Origin of the sequence: Prevotella sp. ICM33 (assembly GCF_000517825.1) — a bacterium.
GTDB lineage: Bacteria > Bacteroidota > Bacteroidia > Bacteroidales > Bacteroidaceae > Prevotella > Prevotella melaninogenica.
Genome location: NZ_JACD01000061.1, coordinates 1 through 26,400 on the forward strand (window position 1 = coordinate 1; position 26,400 = coordinate 26,400).

A 26,400-nucleotide genomic window follows, 5' to 3' on the forward strand; every position below is an offset into this window, starting at 1 on the left:
GGACTTCAAAAGGGCGTTAGTAAGGGTCTTAAAGGGCACCTTTTGCAAGTCAATTAGGCGTCTTTAAGAAGATTTAAGAGCATGTATTGACTTTGCATCACACGAAAATAGTTTACAAACATAGTTTGATAAGGGAATTAGCAGGGTGTAGAAGACATATAAACATAGTATCTACTTGCCTTTAGCTTATAGCTTATCTCTCTTTATAAGACCATCTAATTGGGAATTATCGTACCATACCAGTGTATAAGTCTTTATTCTATTTCTAATCAATGCCTTTAACTTCAGCCCCTTTTTAGCCTCATAACTTCACATTCTCACTACTTGTAAAAGCTTGTTAGACAAACAGAAAGCAAGTGAAAAAATGAAAAAAGTGAGGGTTGTTTTAATTAAAATCTTGCGAGATTGAAATTATTTCAGTAATTTTGCAACCAATAAAATTAAAATTAATTACTAAAAGGATGTAATTTGGGGATAAATATAATTAAGAACGAACAAAGCCTTGATATTAAATAATAAGGTAAAAAGAGCAGTGTGACACTGCATAAAGTTCTTCAATTAGGATAACAGAATAAGGATTAAAAACCAGTTCAATATCACCCTTATACTCCCACTTTTAAAGAGTGAGTGTAAACATTTTTACGTCCTACAAATTAAGAATAAGGATAATAAAATAAGTAAATAAACAGCATTTTATACCATAAGTTATGAAACAGAATAAGATTAAATTGGGATATCAGAAGCCTCAGACAGAGATAATGAGCATCAACAGTGAGAGTTCTATATTAAATACATCATTCCCTGGTCAGCATAAACCTGGTAATCACAAGAAAGGTCCTAATGCTAATAATGCAAAACAAGCACTTGAGTGGCTTGAGGTTGGCGACGAGACTTCGTCAAGCAATGGACATACTTCTTTGTGGGAAGATTAATCAAATGAGAGTTTTAATATAATTAAGTAATTAGGATAAAAAGACTATATTAATAATGAGAAAACATACTTTTAAGGTGCGCCTGCTATCATTAATAGCATTGTGTGGCATTGTAATGGTGTTTGCGTCTTGCTCTAATGAAGATGTTGCACAAAGCACTGTAGAAACAAACACTGAAAACAATAGCAACCTTACTTCATTCGTGACAGGTGCTGCTGCAACTCGTACATCACTCAACTATGACAATGGTGCTTTCTTCTGGGAGGCTGGTGATCATATCTATGTAAAGGATGATAACGGAACTTGGAACAAGAGTAGCAATGCTCCAACAGAGAAGACTGCCAGCTTTAAGTTTATGGTTCCTGGTAAATACACTAACAGCACAACTTATAAGGTATATTACCCTGGTAAGAATGGTCTTAACAACAACGTAACAATCTCTGCAGCACAGAGTCAGGCACAGCCTAATAGCACCACACATATTGGTGAGGCAGGTGACTGTGGTACAGCAAATGCAACAGGTGGTAACGGTGTATTTAACTTCCGTCTCGACCATCAGGCAGCTATCCTCGTGTTCCAGCCTTTTACAAACAACACAGCAGTAAAGAATTGTCAGCTGACAAAGATTGAAGTGACATCTGACAATGACCTTACTGGTACTTACACACTTGACACAACAACAGGTGAGTTGTCAGGTACGGGTAGTGGTAAGACTATTACAATGACAACAAAGGGTAGCGGTTCTTATGCTAATGGTTTCCCATTGACTAACAGCACTGCAGACGTTGCAACTAATGGTGCCTACGTGGTAATTCGTCCTGGTACACATGCCTTGACCGTACGCTATTGGATTAAGGACTATGTAACAAACGTTGAGGGTGCGATTACTAAGACATACGATTCGTTCAAATATGAGAAGAACGACTACTATGATATGACTGCCAATATCAATGTAACAGATTACGATGGTAGACAGTATTACATGTGGGATGCAAAGAATAATTACTGGAATGGTCATGAGTGGGATTCTGCTGACCCTTGGCAGCTTGTGCTAGATGGTTATGAAGGTAAATACGCGCAGGTCGAAGATAATTTTTATAATAACTCAGGAGGCGGTAACAAACGTTATGATGCGATAAATAATTCTTGTAAGGATCTTCCTAACGTTAATGAGATGGCAGCCTATGTTTTGAAAGGTGATCCACATTGGGATGGTGAGAAACTTTGGTCAGCTATGGGTCACCTGCATAAGGGTGGTATGTGGTTTAAGACTAAGGCATCTATTAGCTATACATACTATTTTGATAGTCAGCGTGCCCCTAATGGTACTGATATGCGTAATAATGGAGGTTCTGTTTCAAATACCCCTAAGCAAGGAACACCTGTTCAAAATTATTTTAATCGTTACTTCTTTGTTCCTGCTTTAGGTTATTATTCTTTTGGTAGTTTTACGAATATTGGAACCAAGGGAAGCTATTGGACGTCAAGTGCTCATCCTGATGACAGTAACTGGGCATACTGCTTAACCTTTAGTAATAGTGTTGTTACTTTGGATGGTCCTGATAGCTCTAATGGTTCTTATACAATGAAATTTGAGTAAACCGCTTTGTAACTCCTCTCTTTAGGAAGTTCCCTTCTTAAAGCTGCAGGTTTAAAATATAATCTTGCCAACGCTCGTACAGCGTTGAGCTGTCTTCGGACAACTCAGTGAAGTACGATTCGTTGGCAAGTTTTGTTTTATATCGTCTCATATGGCTCCGTAATATGTATATATGCGCGACGTGGTCGTATTTATAAACACTGATATACGGATAAGAACTCCGTTCGATTAATTGGGGAATCTGATTCTTAAGTTGTGAAATATGCATAAGTTTGCATATTAAGATGTAAAGAAGTTTTTAAGTTTTCGTATAAAAAAGCTTGCAAGTTATATGCTTTTTAACATGGTTTCGTAGCTACTCACCCACCCTTTTACTGATTAAGTCAATTCTGATATTGACATTTTAAGATAAAAGAATTTAAGTTAATCCCACCCTCATAACCTGCATATTTATTACATAGGAAAGTCGTAGCACTTTACTACTATCTTGATGAGAGAAAAGGTAAGCCTTTTATATCTCTTTTTAAACCAGCTTTTTACCCTAAGTAGCACCCGAAAAGTATATTTTTTACACTTAACAAACCAACTTCTTATGCTTAAAGGGGTTAAGCCTTGTTTCATCGCTTAACTTATGTTGTATTTTGGTTGTGTTTTTTAGTTAGAATTTTTGCTTTTGAAAGTCTATTTAACACTGAATTTTACGTAATTTAAGAATGTCAGATTCGTAAATCTTTATTAGTTATTTTTATCAATAGAAATATAATTGTGTATACGTTTTTTGTATATCTTTGCTTCGTCAAACTTTATGTTACACTTAAAAAAATGCGTTTAGTATATCTGGATTTTGCGTATAATACCTCTTATATATAAGGAGAGATTTTCGTAAGTTAACTTGCTATATCTTGTTACATCTTCAGATAGAACTTGACTCGAAAAAATGTATATATATAGAACCTATTATTCATAAAAATTAAAATTGAAATAACCAAAAAACAAAAATGTATATGAAGAATTATTTGAAACCGTACACAGCGTGTACAAAAGTTGAGATGGAAAGTCACTTGTTGAGTGAGAGTGACGGCAAGGGCGGCGGTCATAATGGTGGTATTAATCCAGGTGGCAGAAAAGCTCCTTGTCCTCCTAACTACCCTCCTATTGGTCAGACTAAAGATAGTTGGGGCTCTGTAAAGGTAGGTACTCCTTCACCTGCAGCAAAAGAGGATTACTTCACCAATTTTGAAGATTAACGTTCTAACATTTAACAAATAACTAAAAACTTAAAATCATGACCATTAAAAGTTTTTACACACTATTACTAAGTGCAACCACTTTAATACTTGCTTCTTGTTCTACTGAGGTTACTGACGAACAATCAGCAACGGCAGGCTCAGCTACTCGTTCATTTACTGTTAGAGAGGTGCAGGCACCTATGACACGTACGAATGTGTCGCTTACAAAGCCTATCACATGGAATAAAGGTGACCGTCTCATTGCTTACAACATTACCTCTCCACAGAAGGATTACGATTATCTGTCTATTGCAGAGAGCGGATTTTTTTCCAAGTTTGTAGGTGATGTTCATTGGAAAGATGGCGATGAGTTAGCAGTTTTCTATCCTTACAGATATGATGCGACTGATACACGTCTGGGTGTTGTTAATTTAGGATTGGATGAGAATACAGTTTATGACAAGGGCGAAGTTGTAAAGGGGCATCAGAATGGTACCGTTGAGAACTTCAGATTCTTCGATTACTCTTGGAATAAGGTAAAGAACATTTCGTCTGAAGGTGTTAATGCCTTGGCAGATGTAGCCTTTGATAAGCAGTACTCTATTTTTGGAGTGACTATACATTACAAGGGGCAACCTCTGAAGAAGATTAAGAGTTTGACACTCCAGAATGTCTACACCAAGGCAGAGTTTGACCTTGCCACAGGTAAAATGACATATGCTCCTAAGGGAAACTTGACCGTAAAAGCTGAAGCACCATTGGATACCTTCTTTGTAGCACTCTTTCCTGACACACATTTTGCTCCAGTGCTTACTGTTGAAACTGAAGATGGAGAAATATACCACCACGAAATCAAAGAACCTTTCAACTGCCAGCGTGCAAAATACTATCTCGAAGATGTTGTCGTATCTTGTACTTCATGCATTGACATTGACGGAACAAAGTGGGGAAGATACAACTTGCAGTATGAGCCTTGCACGAATTTAGAGGGTTGGGTTCCTGGTTACAGACTTGCTAAGCAGGCTTGGGATTACTTCTATACCAATTCTGACCCATTCAACCTCTATCCAGACTTCCTCCCACGTGCCTTCAGTACCTCTGCTTTCGACCATTTCCGTTGGGGCAATATCGCTGGCGCAAACAATTACAGCTACAGCTACTCACGTTATTATTCATATCATATGGGTAATCTTCAGGCTGTAATTCAGAACAGATGCTATGGCGACCTTGCTTACTATGCTTCTAATGGTAAGTTCATGATGCCTACAAAGGCTGACTTCGATAACCTGATGGCAAAGACGGGTGAGTATGTTGGTTATTATCAAGACGGCTGTAACATCATCGTCGGTGTGCTCTTCGACCCAACCGTTCCAGCTTGCAAGAAGGGTAAGGTACTCGATAAGAACGGCCATATCATTGGTAACACAAACCGTCCAAATGGTATCTATGTGGGTAAATACTACGAGCGTAACACACATATGAAGAAGTTCTCTAAGGAGGATATCGATAAGGGTGTGTTCTTCCCATTCGCTGGTGCTTACACCGAGTATAACGACGGTGCGCCACGTCTCCAGCGTCCAGGTGGTCAGGCTTACTACTGGACTTCTGACGCTAACCGCTGCAACTACGCACAGGCAACAGCTTTCTCAGCTTACTACATGAACAATGGCTGGCTCTATCCAGGTACTGTTAACGGCTCCGGAAGTGGTAACAACCCTAAGTACAACATGTATAACATTCGTCCTCTGTGCGTTAGCAGTGATTCAAAGACGAAGCAAAATAATCAGACTAAGCAAAGCTACCAAACCAAGAAGGGATGGTAGGGAGTTCGGATGTTAACAAGTTGACGAGTTAACGAGTAAACAAGTTAAATGATAACGAGAGTTGACAAGTTGACGAGTTGACAAGTAAACAAGTTAAATGATAGCAAGTTGATGAGTTGTAATAAACTTATCAACTTGCTTTTTTATTCCTCAAAAACGATTACTCAAGGCATTAAGCTAACTACGAATTACACGAATGGCACGAATTACATCGCAATAATATTAGCGTAATTAGAGAAATTCGTAGTCATTCGTAGTTCTAAGCATTAAGCTAACTACGAATTACACGAATGTCACGAATGACATCACAATAATATTAGCGTAATTAGAGAAATTCGTAGTCATCCGTAGTTCTAAGCATTAAGTTAACTACGAATTACACGAATGACATCGCAATAATGATTCGTATAATTAGAGAAATTCGTAGTTCATTAAACGTACAAATCATAAAGTTCAATGTTCAAACCTCAAAGTTCAAAAATGATTAGATAAATTCGTAGTCTATAAGTTTATTTTTTGTTTGCTGTCACTTTTAACATTTGAACGAACAAGCTATCCTTCAGTATATTACAATCACCTGAAGCCTGACAGCAGTGACAGCAACTTCAAAAGTCAGTTGGTGAGAGTCTATTCCTATAAGAATTAATTGAGTTTAAAACACCTCGTCCAAGAACTCCTCCATTATACAATCCATAATCCAAAAGATATTCTTTCGAGTAGCATGACCCATTAGCAGTACGTCAAGAAGCCAGCTTCGTCTTGTGGCAATCAGCCTTCAAGAATGTCTATAAGTTCTGATATGCTTGGTAAAGAATTGTTCTTTGCAAATATACAATATTCTTGTGAGTTACGCAAGAGGAAACTCTTATCCTTTGAACATAGAGCTTTGAACTTTATGATTTGTGTTTAACCTTTGAACAATATCGGTAATCATAATTATGAATTATGAATTATGAATTATGAAATATGTTCTTTTACTAACTACGAATTTCGCTAATTACGCTAACGCTTTATCCTTTGAACTTTGAACATTGAACTTTATGATTTGATTATACTCCTTGAGCTATATCGGTAATCATAATTATGACGTACTGATGAGAACTCTGTTCGAATAATTATGGATTATGAATTATTATGTCGTACTGATGAGGATACTTTTATAAAGCGTCATTTGAATTATCATTTGGTGCTTTTTCTTTTATTCTCTTGCCACTCTCAAAAGAAAAGACTATATTTGCAATATAAATAAAAATACAGGAGGACAAGTAATGAATACAGATAGTACAATAACAGACACCTATTCCTTGGAAATTCCCAAGGCTGACACATCGTTATTGAAGTCGCTCGTAAAGCGTATGGGGTGGACGGTACATAAAACCACAACTAAGCACACCGCTTACGAACAGGCACTTAATGACAAGGAACAAGGGCGTGTCAACGAGTATGCTAATGCAGATGAATTGTTTTCCAAGTTAGGCATCTGATGGCATATAAACTTTTGACAACACACCAGTTTGAGAAAGACCTCAAACGATGCAAGAAGCGTGGGCTGCCAATGGATAAACTCAAAGAGGTTATCAATGAATTGGTAACTAACGGTAGAGTTCCTGCCCAATTCAGACCTCACTTGTTACATGGTAATAGGGATGGGCAATGGGAATGCCATATACAACCTGACTGGTTGCTTATATGGGAGCAGAACAACACAGAATTAACCTTGCTCATGATGAATACAGGAACACACGCTGATTTATTTGGCAAGACGAAACGATAAGACCAAGTAATACATCATTATGTATTTATTTTAAGATAACATCTTTACTCTGAAAATTCTTATATATACCCAAATGTAAGAATGTCACTCCAAACGAGAAATTCTGATTTTAGTTCTTCCCTATCATAGAAACGCAAAAGAATTATTGGTTCTTCCGTTAAATGTGTGAACGATTTTCATATTGCTTTAACGGAAGAATCGAAGTTACTTATCAAACAAAAACATAGCTAAGACTGTCAACAATCTACCCTATTATCACCCTCTGACATTGAAAATCATTTCTTTTTAGCCTTCAAAAATCTGCAAATAAGGGTTTGAAAAATCATTACACAAGGTCGTATAAAACAGCTATAGATAAGGATAAAAACACGTATAAAAAGCAAGTCTGCAATCGACAGAAAATCAGTTAGTTATAAAGTAGCAAAATAAGAGGTGCTTAATTGGACTTCAAAAGGGCGTTAATAAGGGTTCAAAAGGGCACCTTTTAGAAGCGAAAAGAGCATGAATTGAAAGCCAATTCATGCTCTTTTTATTTTTAAGACTTGATTTTTATTTACAATACGGAGGGGACGAAAGGAACAAAGTGGAATTTTTTTATTAGAAAAAGAAGCAAGTGTAAACGGTGTTGTCTTGACTCCTTTAACTCCATTTAATTCCTTAACTCCACATCAATCCTATGAGCCAGCGGTGTTGTCTTAACTCCTCTAACTCCATTTAACTCCTTAACTCCACATCAATCCTCCTTCTTCGTCCGAATCTTGTAGCCTGCGAGTCCGTAGTAAAGGATGAAGAGGAAACAAGGGACGCTGACCCAGTAAGAGGTTTGGAAAGAGGTGCAATCCTGCACGACACCACGCAACCAAGGCATCACAGCACCACCGGCAATCGCCATGGTCAGCAGTGAAGCACCAGACTTTGTGAACTTACCAAGGTCTGCCATTGCCAAAGGCCACAACGCTGGCCACATCAATGAACAGCCTAAAGCCATCAAGAAGATGCAATAAACGGAGATAACTGGATCTGGCACTACGGCTACAGCCACACTACCAACGAGGGCAATGATTGCGCAGATACGCATTGCAGCAGCCTGAGAGAGGTAACGTGGGATGAAGATTACACCACAGATATAACCCACAATCATACCCACTGAAGGGATAAATCCGTAGTTATCACCCTCCAAACCTAACGACTGTGCATAACCTGTTGCCGTAGCGAGCGAGATGGTTTCTACACCGACATAGAGGAAGAGTGCCAAACAGCCCAACAACAAGTGTGGGAACTGCAGAATACTTGTCTTACCGTCAGCGTATGAACTGACTGCTGCCTCGTCGCCACGCTCACTCTCATCCTCACCTGCAGCCTTCACATCTGGCAGTGGAGCCATCAATGCGATAACACCCAAGAGCAAAAAGATACCGATGATGATGGTGAATGGCATGTAAAGATCGGTGAGTTGCGTATCGCCAATACCCTTACCAATCACCAAAGTAATGAAGAGGGTCGTCACTGGCCAAGCCAACTTATTACTGATACCCATGCAAGAGATACGACGTGCTGCCGAATCCATCGGACCCAGAATCGTCACATATGGATTGACAGATGCCTGTAAAACGGCATTAGCTGCACCACTGACGAAACTCGCAATGAGGAACCATGTCAGTGAGTTCTGCTTCGCTGCGAGGATGAAAAGTCCAAAGGCTGCTGCGAAGATAGCGAACGACAAAGCCATCGTACGCTTATAACCGATTGCCTTAATGCAATGGGTTGCAGGAATACCGAACAAGAGGAACGGTATGAAAGTCGCTGCAAGCAACAGACTTGAAGCCGCACCAGAGATGTGCATTGACTTCTCTAATACTGGCATCAGATAAGAGTTGATACCCAAGGCAAAGCCAATAGAGAAGAAGAATAAGCCGATAATAACTAAAGGAAATAGATAGTTAGTTTTTTGTTTCATAATAAAGATATTTTTTATTTACTACTTCATAACAAGGCTTTTATGCTTTCTCTCCCCTTCGGAGAGGACTTCTGTGAGTTTACCAAGGCTCCGCACCAATGGTGTTTACCATCAACACGCCATGTGCTAAGCCTCCGCACACTCTTTGGAAACGGAAAGAAGTGTGCATTATTATAGCTTTGGCTTACTTTATTATCCCTCCATACACGGAAGAAAGATACTTTTCATAAACCTTTTTAGTTACCACATTGAAATATAAAGGCGCACGAGGCACTCATTCCTTAGAATGATGAATACCACATGCGCCCCTACCCTACAGTCAAATCATAGGCACTGAAGACTGCAAGGCGTTAGTTAGCATGAACCTTTCCACCCTGAATATAGAATCCTTTGACAGGAGGTTCAGGGAGTCTACGACCAGAGAGGTCGTAGACTTGTGCTATTGTTGTCGCTGAGTTTACCACGGCAGAGATTCCGTTTGCGGTATCATCTGCCGTTTCCGAAAAAGGGATGAAACGCACGATGTTTGAGTAGGTTTTACCTTTCTGTATCTCATACTTTGATAATGGACCTGGACCGCAAGACTTGTTACCAAGACCCTGCTGAATAGCATCAAAGTGTGCAACGACACGATTAGATGTTGGCAACTCCCATTCGTGGCGTGCTGTGCGCAATTCTGCCTCTGTCCAAGGGGTCAGAGAGAAGGCAACATCACCCGATGTCTCTACCTTCACACCATTGCCCTCGTTGTTTGTGAGGGTGAGCCAACGTAGTCCAATGCGGTTGCCGTTGCTCTGTGGGTGTGCGAAAGGCTCATACATATCCTTGACTGTCGTCTCATAGAGACCGAAGTCTTCGCCATCGAGGCGGTCGATATAGCTTGCGCGAGGACCACGTGCATAGTAGCGTACCTTTGACATGTCGCTTGGGAAATTCAGACTAAAGCCTAAACGTCTTGCTCCGTTGCCCTGTGCCTCAAACGAGCTGGCGAGGTCTATCGTACCGTTTGCATTGACAGTGTACTTATAAGTAGCCTTACCATAGTTGCCATTCTGCGTAACATTCACGGTTGCCGTTTTACCATCGTCAGAGAGTTGGAAGGTAGCCGTCTGTGAAGTTACACCATTATCGGTAGGATCATTACCATAAGCCTCCATCGGATTATCGTTTTCAATCCAACGATAGCGGTCGAAACGTGGACCATTGTTCTGCATAAAGAGGTCCTTACCCTCGTATGCCCAAAGGGTAATATTACCCTGTCCGTCGAATGTTACTTTCTGCTTACCGTTCGCATAAGTATAACCACCATCGCTATTCTTCGTTGCGTGAAGGGCATCAGCCTTTGTGTTATCAACCTTATCGAGGACCTCCGTGCGCTGTGCCAACTGCTGCTGGAACTCAGCTACAGGATAGTCACGGTCGCACCAGTTCGTTGCCTCCTTCGTATAAAGTCCGATATTGAGGAAGAGTTCCTTACCAGCAAAGGCTGTAGGGTTATACTTCAAGTCAACGGTTTCAGTACCACCAGCAGCGCAATTCAGCTTCTTAACGATACCATCCTGTACAGGCTTACCGTCGGCAAGGAGGGTCCACTTAAGATAGAACTGGTTGAGATTGCGGTCGAGATACTTATTCGTCAACTTCACCTGGCGGGTGTTTTTATTCAAATCGAAGCCCACCCACTGGTAAATACGCTTCACCTCATCGAGTTCAGCACTCCATGCACGGTCGGCATTGACAAGTCCGTTGTTAACGAAGTTATACTGATGAGGACCCGGACAGTCATATCCTGTGATATAAGCAGGGAATCCATTCTTTGTCAATTGGTTGTTTTTAATCGCATCATAAGAGTAGATACTCTGATCAACCCAGTCCCAGATACAACCACCAACACCCATCTGAGAGCCTTCCATAGCCTCCCAGTACTCACGCAGGTTGCCCACAGCGTTACCCATAGCATGGGCATATTCGCACATGAAATAAGGTTTACCCGTACTTGGATGGTTAGCATCTGAGATAACAGAACCTGTCGTCCCACCACGTGAATGGTCAACTGCAGGATACATTACAGAGTGGAGATCAGTGCCCTCAGCCTTATCTCGTGTTGATCCCTCATAGTGGATATAACGGTTGTCGAGTTCTTTCACAGCATTGTAAGCCGCCATGATGTTCAGACCAGAGCCACTCTCGTTACCCAAACTCCAGAAGACAACACTCGGATGGTTGCGGTCGCGGAGCGTATTACGTACGTTACGGTCAACGATAGCACCTGTCCAATCCGTGTTATTGATGATTGTCTTTACGCCATCCCAGTTCTTGTGAAGCTCCATATCAGCCTCATCAACAACGAAGAGACCATAGTAATCGAACATTGCCATCATCTTTGCATGACGTGGATAGTGGCTGGTACGAACCGTATTCATGTTAGACTGCTTCATCATCGCTATGTCTTTTAACATAAGGTCGGTGCTGATGCTGCGACCATGCAATGGGTCAGTGTCCTGTGTGTTAGCACCCTTGAGGTAAGTACGACGGCCGTTCACCTCAAGATAACCCTTACTGAGGTCAATCTTTCTGAAACCATATTTAGTAGAGAAAGCCTCCTCTTCCTTGCCGTCCTGCGACTGGCTGAAAGTGAAGGTATAGAGCGTTGGGGTCTCAGCAGACCATAGTTTCACGTTAGAGAGTGTTCCGAAGTCAACTGTCTGTGTCTTCAAGCTATCGCCAGCAGCAAAGACAAAATCAGACTTCAGCTTCTTCACTTCCTTACCCGATGGGTCGAAGAGCGTTACGGTTACGGTCTTCTTCGCTGCAGTCTTATCGCGATTGCATACGGTAAGGTCTACAGATGTAGCTGCGCTACCCGTAGCAGCGGTAGTAGAACCCGGTGTAACAGTAGCCTTAATATAATGATCTGCCAAGTAAGTCTTTGGTGTAGCCACAAGGTAAACATCACGATGAATACCACTCATATGCCACATATCCTGACCCTCAAGATAAGAGCCATCGCTCCAACGAATCACCTGTACGGCAACATTATTCTTACCAGTGCGGAGATATTTAGTAATGTCAAACTCGCTGACATTGTTTGCTCCTTCTGTATAACCCACTTCATTGCCATTCACATAAACGTAAGCAGCAGAGTAGATACCATCAAAGTGGAGGAATACACGCTTATTCTCCCAGCCTGCAGGCAGAGTGAAATCACGACGATAAGAGCCCACAGAGTTCTTCAAACCAGCCTTCATACGAATGTAAGGCTGCTGATCTTCAAACGGATAGTCTACATTCACATACATTGGCAGACCATAACCATTCATCTCTAAACAAGAAGGAACAGTGATATCGTTCCACGCAGAGCCTTCAGTACTTACGCCATCGCCCCAGAAATCGTCCTTACCGAGCAAGACTGGCTTAGCTCCCTCGCTCCAACGCAACTTCCATGTGCCGTTCAAACTAAGGTAGTTTGCCCCTGTTGGGTCCAACCAAGGCTTGTCATAACGCTGGGCATCAGCCTTCATAGCCTTCGTTGAAGGATAAGGCATATAGGTAGCATGCGCACGCTCCTTGTTACGCTCATAGACCTTCGCATTCTCCCAGTCGGCACCCTCAGGAATAACCACTGCAGGCACTTCCTTGAACTGTAGCGTAGCAGCTGATGCCTCACTGTTCGCATAACCACAGTAATATCCGTTGACAGAAGAGATAGAACCAAAGGTTACATAATAAGTCTGACCATTCCTTGCAGACACTGCACTCAACTTATAACCACTGCCTTTCTTAGTGATATAAATCTGTTGATTAGGATTGGCGATGCTCTGTGTCCACATACAAGGATAGCCAGAGGCTTTCTTTGTGTCGTTGAGTGCCATGTCGAAAGCCAACTCGCCGTCGCCATTTACCAACTGATAGCAGTCCTGCTTACCGCTCACAGCAACGAGTTTCCACTTCTGTGCATCGTTACCTTCAGCATAAGTTAGGAACGCAAGACCCGTGTCCCTTAACCATGAATACTTGTAGGGAGTAAGGACATTCTTGGTGTCTTGCCCTACTGAGATTAAATAGGTCTTACCGTGTTCAGGCTTCGCACCCCATGTGCCAGCCCTTAGCACGGTTGGTGCTAAGGCCAGTAAGAATACGAGAAGACCAATGTTTCTGATTGATTTCATATGAATGAAAGATAATAGATATTTTTAGTTGAACCCACACCTCAGCCTAAGCCAAAGTGTGGGTAAGATGTATAACCTGTGATTAGTTGATTACTTTCGTTGTGCTTGTTGTACCGTTGCTGTACTTCATTTGCTTGATGTACACGCCACGGCTCTGTGACTGACTTGTCTTTGTACCGTTAAGGCTGTAGTAGTCTACCGAAGCAATGTTACCGTCCTGCGCCTTTTGTATGGCTGCGATAGCGTCTGCAGTCTTTGAAACAATGACATATACACCGCCCTTCACTGTAGGGAAGCTGATTTCGTCATCACTGATACGCTTTGCCTTAACCGTCTTTCCGTCAGCAGTAGTCACCTTATAATCCTTTGCTACGTTAGCATATTTCACAATACAGGTTGTACCCATGTTTGAAACAATCTGTACCTTCGTAGCCTTCGCAGCAGCCCAATCAATGTCAACGGTGAAGTTGCCCACTGCCTTCAAGCCCTTCACTGAACCCTTCTGCCAGAATGTTGTTGGCAAGGCAGGGAGAATCACGAGTTTATCATTATGACTCTGTAGGAGCATCTCGGCTACACCGGCTGTATAACCGAAGTTACCATCAATCTGATAAGGTGCATGAGCATCCCATAGATTTTCATAGATACCACCTGCAGCCTCGTTTACTCCAGTGTCCCAAGTCTGCTGTAAAGCACGCTTGATAAGGTTATGACAGTGGAGACCTTCGTAGGCGCGGGCGTTAAGATTTATCTTATGACCGAGCGACCAACCTGTTCCATGACCATCGCCACGAGCTATCAGCGATTGACGTGCTGCCTCAAAGACGGTCTTATCGGCATCTTCACTGATCTGCGTACAAGGATAAAGCCCCATCAAATGTGAGATATGACGGTGTGCCTTATACTCGTTAACACCGATTTTGCTTGGGTTATTAAACTGTGAAGAGTACTTCCACTCACGGAGATAAGTCTGTCCATCAGCTGGATTTACCTCTGTATGGCAACCATCGTCAAGCTTAGCAAAGTAGGTTGAAAGCGAATCACGGAATGCCTTTGACACTACATCATCACCGAGAACCTTAATCGCCTTGCGTGTGTTATTGAAGAGATCCCAAACCAACTGCTGGCTGTGTGCGGTAGCATTCTCCGTTGGTCCGTGTTCTGGCGACCACTCATTAGGACACTCATAGGTGCCGTCAGCAGCCTTCACGAGTTTCTTAAACCAATAGTCGACAGCCGACTTCATCGCAGGGAATGCCTTTGTGCGCAGGAAATCCTTATCCATTGTGTAGGTATAGTGCTGCCAGAGGTGCTGGCAATACCACGCATTAGCAACGGTATAGGTGTTGGCAAAGGTAGTACCAGAGCCATAGATGTTATTCTCAGTTGGTAAGGTCCAACCTGTATTCACGTGACCCATGTCCTGTGCAAAGCGACGCCATGTAGGCTTCACACATGCCTCACGATAGATATAATCGAGGAATGGGTGGTGAAGTTCAGAGAGGTTGGTTGGCTCAGCAGGCCAGTAATTCATCTGTACGTTGATGTTCGCATGGATATCAGAGTGCCATGCTGGGGTATTGTTGTCGTTCCAAATGCCCTGTAAGTTAGCTGGGAGCGATACGCCACGGCTTGAACTGATGAGGAGGTAACGACCATAATTGAAGTAGAGTTCCTCTAAGAAGAGGTTGTCATGCTGGTTGTTACGATAGCTGCTGATGAGCTGTGGGGTTGGAATATTATTCTTCACATCACCGAGGGTCAGCTGACAACGGTCGAAGAGCGACTTATAATCAGCCTTATGTGCTGCAAGCAAAGCATCGTAACCCTTGTTCTGTGCACCATTCACTGTCGCTGCTGCACGACCTGCAAGGAGGTTAGCTCCAGACACATATGTCGGTGCATCGGGGTCGAAGTCGGTCAAACCACGGAGATAAACAGTCATGCTATTGGCACCATTTACCTCAATAACGCCCTTTGCATTCTTAGTAATCGTACCGCCATCTGTCACGATGCGTGCTGCACAATAATAGCTCTCTGGGGTTGTTGCGCCATGATCATCCTGGCGAGCGACCTGACCATCAAAGGTAATCGTTGCCTGATTGTTATTATCAACGGTATAACTTACGTTACGTCCGTTCTGATTCTTCAGTGTAAGGGTTGTATTGATTTTACCGTTCTGTGAGGCTGTATAGCGAACTACCACACAGCTATCAGGATTGCTTGCGAAGTAAGTACGACTGTATGCTACACCATCCATCGTATATTTCACGCCTGCTACGGCATCGTTGATATCGAGGTAACGCACGTAGTCTGTTACCTTTGACATTCCACGACTGCGGATATAAAGGTTACCAAAGTTAAGATAATAACCATAAGCAGCCGTACTCGTCAGCCCACCGAGCTTACCGCTCCAAAGGGTTTTGTCGTTAAACTGTACGTCGTCAATGGCTACATCGCCCATCAAAGTTGCACCAAACTGACCGGTACCGATAGGAAGACAAGAGGTCATCCAGTTAGTTGCGGGCTTTGTATACCAAAGCGTATATTTGTTGGCAGGGTTAAAAGTAGCAATACCTGACACTGGTACCAACTCTTCTGCTGGTACGAAGCGCACGACATTACCACCATCGCCTAAGTCCCAGAAGCTGATTAGCTTACCTTCACCAGCACCTTGGAACATATTAAAGAAGTTACGTCCTGTGGTTGACTTACCAATCTCGAAGCCACCCAATAAGTTATTTGACTCCACCATCGTAAAGAGCGTATCCTTCACGTTGCGAGCCTTTGCAGCGTTGACGTATGAATCGCTGATATAAAGAATCTTTCCACTCTTGCTAACAAAAGAGTATTTGCCGTCTTTCTCTGATACACGCCATAGCATGTCATCAAGATTACCATTATGCAATGAGGCTGTTTGGCAGGTTTCCTTATCCCCTTTGGCACTCAAAAGCCAGTTACCAGTCTGGAACTGGATGTAATAATAAACAGGATTTGCAGCTGTTGAGATGACTGGCATATAGTATGGAAACTCCATGTCATCCTTGCTAACAAAGGTCAACACGTTGTTGATGTCGCCCTTATCCCACAGTCCAATCTCTTGTCCAGCCCTAATCTCTCCCACTTGGTTCATCGAATGACTGTTAGTAGAGTCTGGTGCCAACTCGAATGCACCTGTTCCAAAGCTGGTATTCATACTCTGGAAGATGTGGAATGAGGTAATATCTGTAGCCTTAGTAGCCGCCATAAAACGCGAACTATAAGGATTTGTGCCATTGACATAAAGGGTACGACCACTCTTACTTACCAACTGGTACTTCTTATTACGACCAAAGTTCTCTGCCGCTACCACCTTCCATAACTGGCGATTTCCATTCATAACCTGTGGAACGGCAGTAAGGCACTTTTGCTTTTCGCCCTTGTCTTCCAACACGTTGTTAGAACGAAGATACTTAACGTAATACCAATGCTCATTACCTTTGGTACTGATGCGAGGATAACCTTGTGCAAAAACTTGTCCGACACATACGACAGACAAGAGAAAAGCAGCACAAAGACGCTTACAGATGTTCATAAAAAGAAATTGTGATAATTATTTAATTATTAATGTTGAACAATAAGACGAAAAGGAGGGGCTGTTAGTATCGTTAACTCTCCACTTACCCATGAAGTGATGCCATGCTGCGTTCCCCCATATATTGAGGATATTATTTGTATTTCTGCCGCTGCTAATAGATGTTAGTTCCTACTTGTTAGGCTTTACTTTTGGCTTTTTCAAAGGAAGGCTTCTTGTCTTTAAGTTTATGGCAAATATAAACATATTCTTTTAATTATTCATTGTTATAAATACAATGTTTTATATTTTTAACCATTATAATCCGATAAAAATTAAATGATTTATGTCCTTATGCATAATCATCTTTAAGTTTCCTATTACCATTAAAGCCTAAACTGGTTGTTTTATTATCGAGTATCTTGCCTATCATTACAACAAAGGCATAGCGAACTACGTCAAGTTACAAAGATAAATGAAATATTGACAAGAAAACAAAATAACCATTTGCAGAGCATTCAACGCCCCGCACCATATGTGCGAAGCATCCGCACACGATGTGCTAAGCACCAACACCACAGCATTAAGTCCATACTTCACCTTTCAGAATTAATATTTCATACTTATGATCACCCATGTTGGAAACGCTGAAGAAGACTGAAGACATTTTACAAAGCTATATATAAGGTATATACCGAGTGGAAACACCCTCCGTATTTGCGCCCTTTAATATCATAATCAGCCATTCCGTAGTAAGGTTCAATTATACTTTCTCATTATAAAATATAACGAAATAGTTACTTTTTTATTTGGAAGTTTATAACTTTATTGTTACCTTTGTAGCGTCATTCAGACAAAGAGTTCTTTTATATTATGAAAAAAAGTGAACTGGAAAAGAGACTAAAAGATGCAGGCTGCATCCTGTCTCGACACGGTAAAAGGCACGATAAATGGATGAATCCTACCACAGGAGCAGCCGAATACGTGCCAAGACATGCAAGCGAAGTTGCCACAGGCACTGCGCAAAAGATCTTGAAAAGGTTAGTTGGGAAGTAACCCAACTAACTTTTTACGAACTCAGTACTCTTTTTCTTTATTATATGAAAGAACTCTTTATGAAACAGTGAGCATACAATAAACAGAGCAATGAAAAAGGTTACAATTATCGTTGAACAGGCTTCTGATGGAAGTTACTGGTGCAGAACAGCTGAGGATATTGCAGGAATAGGTCTCAATTCATGCGGTGATACTGTTGAACAAGCCAAGCAGGACTTGATAGACTGCTATCAAGAAGCTAAGGAAGACTTGGAAGAACAAGGTAAGACTATGCCTGCTGTAGAATTTGTTTATAAATATGATTTACAGTCATTCTTCAACTATTTCAGTTTTCTCAACGTTACCGAAATAGCCAAAAGAGCTGGTATCAATCCGTCTTTGATGCGCCAGTATAGTAGCGGTATCAAAAATGCTGGTGAGAAAACCTACGAACGTTTAGCAGCATGTTTGGACGGAATAAAGGCAGAACTACAAGCGGCTTCTTTCTAAGAACCGCAGGTTTTCATTATATAAAAGACTCTCTAAGCCTCTGGTGCGTGAAGCATCAGGGGCTTTTTGACAGGGTGTCAGGTGGACGAGTAAACAAGTTGCTTGTAGACAGGGTAATTGAAGACAAAGTAACAAGGGAACAAAGTTCTTTCAAGTAACAAGTTTACGAGTGGACAAGTGAACAAGTTACTTGTTATAAAGGATAAACTTGTTCCTATGTTACTTTGTCTTCTTTCGCAAGCAACTTGTTAACTCGTCCACCCGTTAACTCGTCTACTTACCCTGTTACTTTGTCTTCTTTCGCAATTAACTTGTTGACTTGTCAACTCGTTGACTCGTCAACTTACCTTGTTACTTTGTCTCTCTTTGCAAGCAACTTGTTAACTCGTCAACTTAACAACGCAATCAACTCGTTTACTTGTCTACTCGTCCACCTGTCAACTTCCTCTCTTAACCATAAATGCCCCTAAGGTGAAGGACTTCTTCTTGTGGTTATAGACCTTGAGGGAATACATACCATCGGACAGAGAGCCGATATATAACTGGTTGTTTCTTACCGATTTAGCGTTGACAATACGGAGAATGACACCCTGCAAAGAGAGGATTACATAACGATCGGCATCCGTTAGCTTTGCTGCAGCAGGGAGGGTGAGGGTGTTACCATCATTAGCGAGCAGTGAAACAGGAGACTTCGAAAGCGATGTAGACTTCATATTCTCCTGTAAAGCAGGCGTTTCAAGTCCGTAACGATCCATACCTCTAACCGCAAAATAGAGGTTAGGATCCACATTCTTCAACTGCAGCGTCTGCCCAGTATAACGTGCAAAGAGCAGGTTTCGCGCATCCTCTGTATCAACAGGATAGGTGTAGCTGGCGTATATATTATAATAAGGAGTGACCGCCTTCCACCTCAGAATCACCGACTTATCCTCTCGACGTTCTACCAATGAGGAGTTGACAGCGTAAGGCATGGCAGCCGTTGACACAACACCCTGCATCTTATGAGGGAGGGAAAGCGTAGCATTAAACTGCTTCTCAAAGTCGTAGACACCCTGCTTATTAGCCGTGAGGAAGTAAGAACGGAAGTGAGCATGTCCCACTCCGAGGTCACGACTCACATACATCTGGCGGGTGAGGTCGCCCAATGTCCAATTACCCTCACGTGGATCGAGGAAGTAAGTACCAAGACCTGTCACAATCTCACGCTTATAAGCATTCTCAACCCAGTCTGCAACAAAAGGATAATAGTTGTCGCCACGAAAGTATTGCATCGGATAGAGCTGGTCCATCAACCCTAACCTCATCCACTCCTGCGCCTCTTGTGAGACACGGTCGTGGGCATTGAAATTCTTTGAACTATAACGACTGAGGTCGGCATGCTTACCGATTGGCGAGCACGACATCTTCACCCACGGTTTGATAGCCTTCACCTCGTCATGAATAGCACGCACAATGGCTGTGATATTGCTGCGACGCTGGTCGGGTGTATCGCCATCACGGTAAGAAGGACGTGGCCATCCGTCAGGGTAACGGATATAGTCGAGGTTGATTCCGTCCACATCATACTTTCTTACAATCTCTCCACAGATAGAGGCAAGGTAAGGTGCAACACCGGGATCAGCAGGGTCGAGATAAGAACCCGTTGAGAAGTTTCGAATTCGAAAGCCCTTCTTCATCAGCGTTCTACAGCCCAATGAGTTCTTTGCGCCCACCGGAATCGTCGCAATCCATGCGTGAATTTCCATACCACGTTTGTGACATTCCTCTACAGCAAAGCCGAGTGGGTCGTAGCCATAACCCGGTGCCCTACCCTCAACGCCTGTGATACACTGGTCCCAAGGCTCAATATCCGACGGATAAATCGTAGCTGCACGCACACGCGCCTGCAAGAGTACGGTGTTGATATTTGCCTTCTGGTATTTATCGAGAATGTCAATGAGTTCCTGCTTTTGCAGTTTGATGCTTTCTTCCGACCGTGCGTAGTTCTTCGGCCAATCAAGACTGGCAAGTGTCGTCAGCCATACGGCACGCGTCTCCCGCTTCGGCATTCGCTTCGTAAGATAGTCGGAGAGATTCGTCTGTGCTTGTGTTGTCATCGTTATTACGCAAAGGAGCGTAAATAAAAAAAGTTTCTTCATATATGAAATGATAATATACGTGAATTTGAGCGACTAATTAACCTGAGTTCAATGGGGTATAAGTATCTGTAAATTCAGTGATTAATGAAATTCCACCCCCTTATCCTGTGCGCTCTAAAGAACTACAAACAGAAACCACAATAGCCACCGAGGACAAAATTACTAAATTATTTCGTATGGCAGATGACTTCTATTCGTTTTTTAATATATTGTGACGAAATACACGTTAAATCCACGCTAAAAAGCGGTTTATGCGGAAGGAGGAGTGATAAAGTCTGTTCGCTTCAGTCATTTGGAACGATAAGGCTACTACCTAAATTTAGGACATTTGACGAAATGTTACACAGAGAAACGGAGTGTACGAAGGTTTTATTTAAACATACACAACCCATAGAGGCACCGATGGTGCAGAGAGTAAAGGAGTATAAAAGCAATATTTAATCCCTTATTAGTTGAGAATTGTAAGCTATTTTCATATAGTTCAAAACCTATACATGCTCTTTTGGCTTCTTAAAGACGCCTAATTGGCTTGCTAAAGATGCCCTTTAAGAGCCTTACTAACGCCCTTTTGAAGTCGAATTAAGCACCTTTTGAAAGCCTATTTTGCAACTATTTGATAACAAGCAACTTACAGCGATACTAAAATAGTTCACTTTTAAGCTATTTTCCTACCTTTTCTTTGAATATTTTGTCAATATATTTCTTCGCTTTACTACGCTAAAATTCATTCAGGGGAACGGAGGTTATGGAGATTTTATTTAAGGATATGTTGCCCACAGAGGCACCAATGGTGCGGGGAGCAAAGGAGTATAACAGCAATGTTTATTGGGGAAAACAAATGACAAAGATATTAGAAGAAAATCATTTGCTATCTAAAATTAGGCTAATTAGACTAATTAGGCTAATTAAACTTATTGTTCTCATTGACCACCCAACACCCATCAGCCATCACCTAATACCCTTTCAGCCTCTTGGAGGATTTCCTCATGGTCAAACGCTAAGTCGGGAAGTTCGGTCAAGGAGAACCACTTTGCTTGTGCAGCATCATCCAAACCGCTGACTTCTGCAGGTTTGTCAAGAATCGTGTAATAAGCCACGGTGATAATACGCTCACGTGGATCACGGTCGACAGCATCAAAGATACCAACGCGATGCAGCTCGCCAACCACTAAACCAGTCTCCTCTTTCAACTCACGACGAGCAGCATCAATCGTTGTCTCGTCAATATCCATGAAGCCACCAGGGAATGCCCATTTCCCCTTACAAGGTTCGTTTTTCCGCTGTATCAACAGCAGTTTCATCCCCTCATCAGTTCGGGCAAAAACAAGACAGTCAGCCGTTACGGCTGGGTGTGGGTAATTGTATGTGTACATTAGGTGTATTCTTGATTTATAAAACTCCTTTCTCTTTCATGTATTCCGTCAAATCTTCCATCAGATAACGAGAGCCGAATGTATGCAAGACATCATAAGAAGGCACAATATATTCATCCAGTATACCAGAGGTTTTCAACCTACGATACACTTCTTGTTGTGGTAGTTTCAGCATTACTGACAACTTGCCGATGCAATAAGTAACAAACTCTAATGTCTTTTGATCCATATCATTACTCAACTTAAAAACAATAAGCTTATAAGTAGGGCAAATATACAAATAATATATGAGATTGAACATTATCTTACAGAATAATTCTCTGATATGAATATTTAAGCAATAAAAAGTATGAAAAATATTCTTTTCATTTGAGTATTCTATCCATTTTTTTCTTACCTTTGCGCTCAATGGAATTTAGAACAATTGTCAACATCCCCCGTCCAACATTTGAGTTGGAACCTTGTGAGCGGATTCTTTTTGTAGGGTCGTGCTTTGCCGACAATATTGGTAAGCGATTCGAAGAAGAGAAGTTTCGTGCCATGGTAAACCCCTTCGGTGTGATGTATAACCCTGTTTCAGTGCTACATACGGTGAAGAAGGTGGCAAACCATACGTTTGACACAGCTGTATTCACATTGGGAACCAACCATGTCTATGTGGAGCGAGCTACAGGCGAAATTGTTGACAACTGCCAGAAACGTCCACAACGAGAGTTTGAAGAGCGCGAACTTACGGTTGAGGAGTGTGCCGACGCACTGCGCGAGGCGATCACCCTACTACGCCAAGCGAATCCAAAGGTCAATATTATCATCACGGTCAGCCCTATCCGTTATGCCAAATATGGCTATCACGGAAGTCAGTTGTCAAAGGCTGTGTTACTGTTGGCTGCCGACAAGGTGATTAAGAAAGAAGGAGAGAGGGTCTATTACTTCCCAGCCTATGAGATTGTCAATGACGAATTGCGCGACTATCGTTTCTACAAAGCAGATATGCTGCACCCCAACGAGCAGGCTGTAGAATACATCTGGGAACAGCTTGTGGCAACCTGTTTCTCTGCAGAAGCCAAACAGTTTCTGGAGGAATGGCGACCTATCAAAGAGGCATTGGCGCACCGCCCGTTTCATCCAGAGGCTGCGGCTTATCAGGATTTCATAAAGAAAACAAAGGAAAAAGCCAAGATGTTGGAACTAAAATATCCCAATATAGAATTGAATTTATAACTATGGAAGAAATGAATGACAAGCAGATCGAAGCACTGCTGAAAGCACATGGTATTAGACTGACCGCAAATCGCATTCTCATAGCACGAACACTGTCAGGATTGGACAACCCAGCCTCTATAAAAGAGTTGGAAGCAAAGATTCAAACGATTGACAAGTCAAATATTTTCCGTACACTGGCATTGTTCAAACAGCAACATTTAGTACATCAGTTGGAAGACGGAAATGATATAGTCCGCTACGAATTATGTCTCAGCGATGACGATGAAGAAGATGAAGACATGCACGTACACTTCTATTGTGAGCGTTGCCATCGCACCTATTGCCTCAATGACATACACATTCCACAGGTCGAGTTGCCTGCAGGATACGAACAATCATCCATCAATTATATGATAAAAGGAGTGTGTCCTAAGTGCGCTCACCGATATTATATTAAATGATAAGACGAAAAAACAGCAAGGATAATACGCTGTATTAAGACTTTTCACTATCTTTGCATAAGAATAAAACAATTTAGATAGTAATGAATTATACTATTGAGAAAGTAACGACGCTCATTGGCGCACGCCGTTATGGTGATAAGGATGCAAATATAAGCTTTGTACTTACCGACAGCCGCTCTCTGTGTTTCCCTGAGGAAACATTGTTTTTTGCGCTCAAAACTGAGCGTAACGACGGACAGAATTACATCCCAGAGCTCTATGCAAGGGGTGTAAGAAACTTTGTCGTGGAGGTAGTGCCTGAGGATTGGGCAACTCGTTATCCTGATTCTAACTTCTTGAAGGTCGTTGGTTCGCTGGAAGCTTTACAGCGATTAGCTGAACGTCATCGCGATGAATACTTGATTCCGATAGTCGGCATCACGGGTTCAAATGGTAAGACGATGGTCAAGGAGTGGCTTTATCAGTTGCTTTCTCCGCAGATGGTGGTCACACGTTCACCTCGTAGCTATAATTCACAGATAGGTGTTCCACTGTCAGTACTGCTCTTAAACGAGAATACACAGGTCGGAGTGTTTGAAGCGGGTATCAGTCAACCCGGCGAGATGATGGCTTTGCGCGACATTATCCAGCCTACTATCGGTGTCTTCACCACATTAGGTACTGCCCATCAAGAGAACTTCCCTTCCTTAGAAGCTAAGTGCCACGAGAAGATAAAACTCTTCCACGACACCGAGGCAATCGTCTATTCTGCCGATAATGAGGTGATGGCACAATGTTTAAGCCAGTATGATTATAAGGGTCAGAAGCTCGATTGGTCTGTAAAGAATACGGAGGTAGCCTTCTATATCAAAGCTATCGAGAAGAAAGACATTGAGACAACCGTTTCATATGTATGGAAAGGACAGACGGAAGGACAATATAAACTACCTTTCATTGACGATGCCAGCGTTGAGAATTCTATCACCTGCGCAGTCGTTTCACTCCATTTAGGACTCACCTCTGCTACTATCAGCGAGCGAATGGCACAGTTAGAGCCGGTCGCTATGCGCTTGGAGGTGAAGGAGGGACAGCATGGCTGTACGCTTATCAACGATTCTTATAACTCTGATTTCAACTCACTCGATATTGCACTCGACTTCATGAATCGTCGTCCTGACCATAAGGGACGTCGTCGCACATTGATTCTGAGCGATATCCTGCAGAGTGGTGACACAGATAAAGACCTATATAATAAGGTGGCTTTCCTCTGCGAGAAGCGCGGTGTTGAGAAGTTTATCGGTATTGGTGAAGGACTCTTGGCACAGCGTTCTGCCTTTAAGCATTTAGGCGAAAAGCATTTCTTTGCTACCGTTAACTCCTTTATCCACAGCAATGTCTTCGCTAACTTGCACGATGAGGTAATCTTATTGAAGGGCGCACGACAGTTTGGTTTCGACCGACTGACAGAACTCTTGGTGAAGAAGGTGCATGAAACAGTGTTGGAAGTAAACCTCAATGCTGTTGTTGACAACCTCAACTGGTATCGCTCTTTCCTTAAGCCTGAGACGAAATTGGTTTGTATGATTAAGGCTGATGCCTATGGAGCTGGTGCGGTAGAGATAGCAAAGACCTTACAGGATCATCGTGTTGACTACCTCGCTGTGGCTGTTGCCGACGAGGGTGTGACGCTCCGTAAGAACGGTATCACAAGCAATATCATGATTATGAACCCAGAGATGACTTCCTTTAAGACGCTCTTCGACTACGACCTTGAGCCTGAGGTGTATAGCTTCCGACTCATGGATGCACTCGTGAAGGCCGCACAGAAGGAGGGTATCACGGGCTTCCCTGTTCATATTAAGCTCGACACGGGTATGCACCGATTAGGTTTTGACCCACAGAAGGATATGGACGAACTGATTAAGCGACTGAAACAACAGAACGCTATCATCCCTCGTTCGGTCTTCTCTCACTTCGTTGGCTCTGATGCTGACAACTTCGACGAGTTCTCTGCTCATCAGTTTGCACTCTTCGATGAGGGCAGCAAGAAGCTTCAAGCTGCTTTCAGCCATAAGATTATCCGCCACATGGACAACTCTTCGGGCATCGAACACTTCCCTGAACGTCAGATGGATATGTGTCGACTGGGCTTGGGTCTTTATGGTATCAACCCACGAACAAACAAGACAATCAACAATATCTCTACGTTGAAGACTACCATCCTGCAGCTGCGTAACGTACCAGCTGGTGACACGGTAGGCTATTCTCGCAAGGGAACAATCGACCGTGACAGTGTGATTGCAGCAATTCCAATCGGCTACGCTGACGGCTTAAACCGCCATTTGGGCAACCGCCACTGCTACTGTTTGGTGAATGGTCAGAAGGCAGAGTACGTCGGCAACATCTGTATGGACGTAGCGATGATTGACGTTACTGGCATCGATTGTAAGGAAGGTGACAGTGTCGAGATCTTCGGCGACCACCTTCCTGTCACCGTTCTTAGCGATACTCTTGATACCATTCCATATGAGGTACTGACGACTATCAGCAATCGCGTGAAGAGAGTTTACTTCCAGGATTAGATGAGTTAAGTTGGCAAGGAGACGAGTTGACGAGTTGACGAGTAAACAAGTTGCTTGTGAGGAAGACATAGTAACATAA

Annotated in this window: 17 protein-coding genes; 11 read left to right on the forward strand and 6 right to left on the reverse strand. The window is 42.5% G+C overall.

All coding sequences use genetic code 11. The features are described 5' to 3' along the window. Positions 1–707 precede the first annotated feature (707 nt). The 6 genes from HMPREF1505_RS06990 to HMPREF1505_RS07015 all read left to right on the forward strand — a co-directional run bounded on the left by HMPREF1505_RS06990 (position 708) and on the right by HMPREF1505_RS07015 (position 7,358). Positions 708–932, forward strand: a complete 225-nt coding sequence (locus tag HMPREF1505_RS06990) for a hypothetical protein (protein WP_036923973.1) — start codon at positions 708–710, stop codon at positions 930–932. Positions 933–987: 55 nt separating this feature from the next. Continuing rightward, complete coding sequence (locus tag HMPREF1505_RS06995) at positions 988–2,532, forward strand: hypothetical protein (protein WP_036923976.1); 1,545 nt, start codon at positions 988–990, stop codon at positions 2,530–2,532. Between the two features lie 1,004 nt (positions 2,533–3,536). Next, on the forward strand, positions 3,537–3,779 hold the full coding sequence (locus HMPREF1505_RS07000) for a hypothetical protein (protein ID WP_155948924.1): 243 nt from the start codon (positions 3,537–3,539) through the stop codon (positions 3,777–3,779). Positions 3,780–3,817: 38 nt separating this feature from the next. Further along, entirely contained in the window at positions 3,818–5,584 is a 1,767-nt protein-coding gene (locus HMPREF1505_RS07005) for a fimbrillin family protein (RefSeq protein WP_036923981.1), read from the forward strand. A gap of 1,268 nt (positions 5,585–6,852) precedes the next feature. Beyond that, complete coding sequence (locus HMPREF1505_RS07010; protein WP_036923984.1) at positions 6,853–7,068, forward strand: hypothetical protein; 216 nt, start codon at positions 6,853–6,855, stop codon at positions 7,066–7,068. Then, positions 7,068–7,358 carry a type II toxin-antitoxin system YafQ family toxin gene (locus tag HMPREF1505_RS07015; protein ID WP_036923987.1) on the forward strand — a complete coding sequence of 97 codons (291 nt, stop codon included), beginning with the start codon at positions 7,068–7,070 and terminating at the stop codon, positions 7,356–7,358. The genes HMPREF1505_RS07010 and HMPREF1505_RS07015 overlap by 1 nt, the downstream gene beginning before the upstream one ends. A gap of 733 nt (positions 7,359–8,091) precedes the next feature. Here HMPREF1505_RS07015 and HMPREF1505_RS07020 read toward each other — a convergent pair. From HMPREF1505_RS07020 to HMPREF1505_RS07030, 3 genes are all read right to left on the reverse strand, one after another. Next, positions 8,092–9,315 carry a sugar MFS transporter gene (locus HMPREF1505_RS07020; RefSeq protein WP_036923989.1) on the reverse strand — a complete coding sequence of 408 codons (1,224 nt, stop codon included), beginning with the start codon at positions 9,313–9,315 and terminating at the stop codon, positions 8,092–8,094. Between the two features lie 350 nt (positions 9,316–9,665). Then, positions 9,666–13,484, reverse strand: a complete 3,819-nt coding sequence (locus HMPREF1505_RS07025; protein WP_231480370.1) for a glycoside hydrolase family 2 TIM barrel-domain containing protein — start codon at positions 13,482–13,484, stop codon at positions 9,666–9,668. Between the two features lie 82 nt (positions 13,485–13,566). After that, positions 13,567–17,058: a glycoside hydrolase N-terminal domain-containing protein gene (locus HMPREF1505_RS07030; protein ID WP_036923992.1), complete on the reverse strand. Its 3,492-nt coding sequence runs from the start codon at positions 17,056–17,058 to the stop codon at positions 13,567–13,569. An 852-nt stretch (positions 17,059–17,910) separates the two neighbouring features. Between HMPREF1505_RS07030 and HMPREF1505_RS07035 the strand changes: the two genes are divergently transcribed. Further along, positions 17,911–18,093 carry a type II toxin-antitoxin system HicA family toxin gene (locus HMPREF1505_RS07035; RefSeq protein WP_036923995.1) on the forward strand — a complete coding sequence of 61 codons (183 nt, stop codon included), beginning with the start codon at positions 17,911–17,913 and terminating at the stop codon, positions 18,091–18,093. A 90-nt stretch (positions 18,094–18,183) separates the two neighbouring features. After that, positions 18,184–18,582, forward strand: a complete 399-nt coding sequence (locus tag HMPREF1505_RS07040; RefSeq protein ID WP_036923998.1) for a pilus assembly protein HicB — start codon at positions 18,184–18,186, stop codon at positions 18,580–18,582. Positions 18,583–19,019: 437 nt separating this feature from the next. On the opposite strand, the gene HMPREF1505_RS07045 is transcribed toward HMPREF1505_RS07040, so the two are convergent. From HMPREF1505_RS07045 to HMPREF1505_RS07055, 3 genes are all read right to left on the reverse strand, one after another. Continuing rightward, positions 19,020–20,720 carry a glycoside hydrolase family 10 protein gene (locus HMPREF1505_RS07045; protein ID WP_036924001.1) on the reverse strand — a complete coding sequence of 567 codons (1,701 nt, stop codon included), beginning with the start codon at positions 20,718–20,720 and terminating at the stop codon, positions 19,020–19,022. A 941-nt stretch (positions 20,721–21,661) separates the two neighbouring features. After that, complete coding sequence (locus tag HMPREF1505_RS07050) at positions 21,662–22,093, reverse strand: NUDIX hydrolase (RefSeq protein ID WP_036924003.1); 432 nt, start codon at positions 22,091–22,093, stop codon at positions 21,662–21,664. Positions 22,094–22,109: 16 nt separating this feature from the next. Continuing rightward, the gene (locus HMPREF1505_RS07055) at positions 22,110–22,322 is read right to left on the reverse strand and encodes a DUF3791 domain-containing protein (RefSeq protein ID WP_036924016.1); all 213 of its coding nucleotides are present in this window, start codon (positions 22,320–22,322) and stop codon (positions 22,110–22,112) included. Between the two features lie 179 nt (positions 22,323–22,501). On the opposite strand from HMPREF1505_RS07055, the gene HMPREF1505_RS07060 reads away from it, so the two are divergent. The 3 genes from HMPREF1505_RS07060 to HMPREF1505_RS07070 all read left to right on the forward strand — a co-directional run bounded on the left by HMPREF1505_RS07060 (position 22,502) and on the right by HMPREF1505_RS07070 (position 26,321). Continuing rightward, positions 22,502–23,314: a GSCFA domain-containing protein gene (locus HMPREF1505_RS07060; RefSeq protein ID WP_036924006.1), complete on the forward strand. Its 813-nt coding sequence runs from the start codon at positions 22,502–22,504 to the stop codon at positions 23,312–23,314. Positions 23,315–23,325: 11 nt separating this feature from the next. Continuing rightward, positions 23,326–23,757, forward strand: coding sequence for a Fur family transcriptional regulator (locus HMPREF1505_RS07065; RefSeq protein ID WP_036924017.1), 432 nt, complete (start codon positions 23,326–23,328; stop codon positions 23,755–23,757). An 83-nt stretch (positions 23,758–23,840) separates the two neighbouring features. Beyond that, entirely contained in the window at positions 23,841–26,321 is a 2,481-nt protein-coding gene (locus tag HMPREF1505_RS07070; RefSeq protein WP_036924009.1) for a bifunctional UDP-N-acetylmuramoyl-tripeptide:D-alanyl-D-alanine ligase/alanine racemase, read from the forward strand. The last annotated feature ends 79 nt before the right edge of the window (positions 26,322–26,400 follow it).